The 555-nt window shown below is 40.9% G+C and carries 1 protein-coding gene; it reads left to right on the top strand.

The window, feature by feature from the left end:
- On the top strand, positions 1-523 hold a 523-nt coding region (locus BTA35_RS17995; RefSeq protein ID WP_202931298.1), incomplete at its 5' end, for a hypothetical protein.
- Positions 524-555: the final 32 nt, after the last annotated feature.

Raw genomic sequence — 555 nt, 5'->3', positions numbered from 1 at the left:
GTTCTTCCTTGATGAAATGGACGCAAGTATTCCCGAAGCGCTTATTGTATTGAATAGCGCTATTGCAAATGGTTATTTTGATTTTCCAATCGGGCGAGTTAGAAAGCACGAACGCTTTAGAGTTGTTTCAGCAAGCAACACTTGGGGTACGGGTGCCAATGCTGTATATATCGGACGTAACCAACTTGATGGGGCTACGCTTGACCGATTTGTTCAGATTGAGTTTGACTATGATACCGAGTTAGAACGTGGCTTTACAAGCGATAACGATTTATACGAGTTTACAATTGACTTGAGAAAAGCTATCGACAAAACGCAAACAAGGGCAATTGTATCAATGCGAGCGTTGCTAAACGCTGACAAACTCAACGGGGTGCTTCCAGTTGACGAAATTATCAAGTCTGTCTATATCAAGGGAATGAACAAGGCTGACTTGGATATTATCCTTGCTGAAATGAAAACAGGCGATAAAAACAAATATACAGCCGAGTTGAAAAAAATTGTCAAGAACATGGAAGATTAATCAAGGGGCTGTCAAGCCCCTTTGTATTGTTT

This window comes from Oceanospirillum linum (assembly GCF_001995095.2).
Lineage (GTDB): Bacteria > Pseudomonadota > Gammaproteobacteria > Pseudomonadales > Halomonadaceae > Oceanospirillum > Oceanospirillum linum.
Note: the sequence above shows the minus strand (reverse complement) of the source record. Positions and strands in the feature narration are given on the sequence as shown.